This is a genomic window from uncultured Chitinophaga sp. (assembly GCF_937874145.1).
GTDB lineage: Bacteria > Bacteroidota > Bacteroidia > Chitinophagales > Chitinophagaceae > Chitinophaga.
The window spans coordinates 1-2844 of record NZ_CALNBI010000447.1 but is presented as its reverse complement, the minus strand read 5'-3'; the positions used below and the strand labels follow the sequence as shown (position 1 = coordinate 2844).

The 2844-nt window shown below is 56.4% G+C and carries 5 protein-coding genes; 1 reads left to right on the top strand and 4 read right to left on the bottom strand.

All coding sequences use genetic code 11. The annotated features are described in order from the left end of the window. Positions 1 to 9: 9 nt before the first annotated feature. The 4 genes from Q0510_RS21395 to Q0510_RS21380 all read right to left on the bottom strand — a co-directional run bounded on the left by Q0510_RS21395 (position 10) and on the right by Q0510_RS21380 (position 2608). Entirely contained in the window at positions 10 to 606 is a 597-nt protein-coding gene (locus Q0510_RS21395; RefSeq protein WP_298716160.1) for an ABC transporter transmembrane domain-containing protein, read from the bottom strand. A 146-nt stretch (positions 607 to 752) separates the two neighbouring features. Then, entirely contained in the window at positions 753 to 1127 is a 375-nt protein-coding gene (locus Q0510_RS21390; RefSeq protein WP_298716158.1) for a DUF3037 domain-containing protein, read from the bottom strand. Continuing rightward, positions 1105 to 1899, bottom strand: coding sequence for a HipA family kinase (locus Q0510_RS21385; RefSeq protein ID WP_298716156.1), 795 nt, complete (start codon positions 1897 to 1899; stop codon positions 1105 to 1107). Before Q0510_RS21385 ends, Q0510_RS21390 begins: the two co-directional genes overlap by 23 nt. Positions 1900 to 1969: 70 nt before the next feature. Then, positions 1970 to 2608: a Type 1 glutamine amidotransferase-like domain-containing protein gene (locus Q0510_RS21380; RefSeq protein ID WP_298716154.1), complete on the bottom strand. Its 639-nt coding sequence runs from the start codon at positions 2606 to 2608 to the stop codon at positions 1970 to 1972. Positions 2609 to 2705: 97 nt separating this feature from the next. Here Q0510_RS21380 and Q0510_RS24910 point away from each other — a divergent pair. Further along, on the top strand, positions 2706 to 2844 hold a 139-nt coding region (locus Q0510_RS24910), incomplete at its 3' end, for a DUF6597 domain-containing transcriptional factor (protein ID WP_366941021.1).

The window sequence follows — 2844 nt, the reverse complement described above, 5'->3', positions numbered from 1 at the left end:
AGTGGAATGCTATTCCGCCGCCTGGGCTTTGAGCCTTTTCACGATCCGGGAGATCAGCCAGCCGGCCACCGGGATCACGAGCATGGAAAACAGCGTCAGTTTCACCGAAATCATAAACAACATTACCAGGTAGGCGATCAGCTGCAGCGGCTCTTTGAACACCACCTGCAGGGTGCTGGTCACGGAAAACTGCACCACCTGCACGTCTGAAGCCACTTTGGAAATGATATCGCCTTTCCTTTCGTTGTTGAAATAAGCGATATCCAGGCTCATGACGTTGTTGAAAACGGATTTGCGGAGGTTGAGCAGGGTGTGGATGCGGAGGTTCTCCATCGTCCGCTCCCCGAGATATTTGAAAATATTGCTGATGATCACGGAAATCACGATCACGGCGCAAACGTATTTCAGCGTCGTCATCAGGCCGAAGTCGTCATTGAACTTCTGGGCGTAATAATTCATGAAAGCGATCAGGTCAAACGCGGAAGGGGGCTCAGCGGGGAGTGGTGTTGCCACGGCAACGGTTTCGCCGGCAGCGGGCTGCTTGAAGAGCGTTGTCAGCAGGGGCGCTACCAACGCCAGGTTGAGCGTGCCGAAAACAACCGCCACAATAGTGAAAAGTATATAGGGTATAGCGTATTTCTCAATCGGTCTGGCAAACGATAAAAGCCGGAAATATGTCTTCATGTACTTTAGCTATAGTAAAACGTGCAAAGCTACTCATTATTTGGCAATTAGGCCGTTCGGGAATTCGGTTACAGCACCAGCTCGCGGTGCAGCCTTTCCAGTGTATCCTCCGGACCGTTGCACAGCCCCGGGTGCACCCGCGATGTCTGTAAAATCGTGCTGCGCATGGCCGTCAGCCAACGGAAGCGGCTCGCCGCATCCAACTGGCCGATCGGGCCTTCTCCCCGGCAGGTTTTCTCGAACCCCGCGGCAAATGCCTTCAGCTCCCCGAAATCCAGTTCCGGGCTGAAAGCTTTCAGCCTTTCCTCATTCAGGGTGATGATGCATCCCAGGTACCTTTTCTGCTTGCAGAGCAGGATCACGCCCACGTTCATGAACTCCTCCCGCTCCACCTTCGGCACCACGCGGATCACGGCGTACTCATATAAGGGCATTTCGGGCATGCAGGGCTTGGTTTAAAAAGTTATCGGCATGGGCCAGCCGGTTGGCAAGAAACCGGGTATAGATGTCGCGCACCGCTTCGGGCGACTCCCCGTGGGTCGTCAGCCAGGAATCAGGCAACAGTTTCGTCACCGCACGGATGCGCTCAGGTGTGAGCAAAGCCCGCAGTTCCGCGTCGGCTTCCTTCAGCTGCGAAGCATAAGGGAGCAACACATGGTCTTTCACCTGGACGAACGGCTTGAGCGATTGCTCCTCCCAGTTGTCCCACGAATGATGGAAATATAAAGATGCGCCATGGTCGATGAGCCACAATTCGCGGTTCCACCAGAGCATATTGGTATTCCGCGCCGTACGGTCCACATTGGTCAGCAGGCAGTCGAGCCAAACGATTTTCGACGCCAGGAGCGGATCAACTTCAGCGGCGTTGGGGTCGAAAGTGACGGAGCCGGAAAGGTAATGCAGCGCCAGGTTGAGGCCGGTGCTGGCTTTGAGGAGGTCCTGGATTTCTTCGTCGGCCTCCGTTCGGCCGAAGGCTTCGTCGAGGTTGGCGAAAACGAGCTCAGGCACCCGCAGCCCCAGGGTTCTCGCTATCTCCCCGCCGATCAGCTCGGCGATGAGCGATTTCACGCCCTGTCCGGCGCCCCGGAATTTCAGCACGTATAGAAATCCGTCGTCCGCCTCGGCGATGGCCGGCAGGGAGCCGCCTTCGCGCAGGGGCGTCACGTAACGGGTCACGTTAACGGTCCGCAGTTCTATTTCAGGAATTATCATCATATCCTTCCACATATAAACAGCGGGAAATTAACACAATTACCCGGATTTCCTGCTAAATCTGCTAAAACAACTAATCGATGATCCGCTGGTGGCTGCCGTCGATCACCAGGGCTTCGGTATCGCCCAGCGGGAGGGTGCTGTACCCCGCCGCCTGCAGCTGCATGTTGGCCATATGGGCGCCTTCGATGAAATCGGCATTGTCGATATGGGGGATGATGGTGATGGGCGTGAGGCAAAGCCCGTCCAGGACGATCTCCGGGGCATCTTCCACGTTATCCATCGCTTCGAAATACTCGATGGTGGGCCCGGCTACGATGGCGCCGGCGCTCCAGCCGCAGAAAACTTTGCCTTCGCGCACGAGGCGCTGGATCATCCCGTCGGCCCCGCTGGTTTTCAGTATCCAGCGCAGGTAATACGTATTGCCGCCGCCCAGCCAGATCACGTCTTTCGAAGCCAGCCGCTGCTGTAACTGCGCCGGGCGCTGCCGCCACACACGCAGGTCAATAGGCTCCACCTGGTAGCCGCGGCGGATGAATGCATTGCGGATGGAGCGCACCCATGGCTCCGAACCGGGTATCACATCGGCGGCGTTTTCGATGAAAGCAATCCGGATCGCGGAAGTTTCCTTTCCCACCAGATTGTCCAGCGCGCTGTACTGGCGCTCGTTGATGGACAAAGAATAAAGCAATAGTTTGGGCAGTTCGGGCATGATGTAAAGCTACCGGGATTCCCGCTTCTGCACGGGTTGTATTATCGACAAATTAGCGGGGTATTTACGACACATTATTTCGATATATTTGTCTGAGATGATTTACCGCCTTCTTCCCCCGCCGCCCGCCCTCGGCCAATTCGTCCAGTATTGCTGGACGCTGGAGAGCCATGCGGGCGATGAAGCGCAGGCTTTCCGCACTATGGCCGACGCGTCGCCGGGGATCATCTTCCAGC

Bases quoted from the DNA above. Each gene is read 5' to 3' on its own strand.
- Q0510_RS21390 (WP_298716158.1), bottom strand. From the start codon at position 1,127: ATGCCCGAAATGCCCTTATATGAGTACGCCGTGATCCGCGTGGTGCCG.
- Q0510_RS21385 (WP_298716156.1), bottom strand. From the start codon at position 1,899: ATGATGATAATTCCTGAAATAGAACTGCGGACCGTTAACGTGACCCGT.
- Q0510_RS21380 (WP_298716154.1), bottom strand. From the start codon at position 2,608: ATGCCCGAACTGCCCAAACTATTGCTTTATTCTTTGTCCATCAACGAG.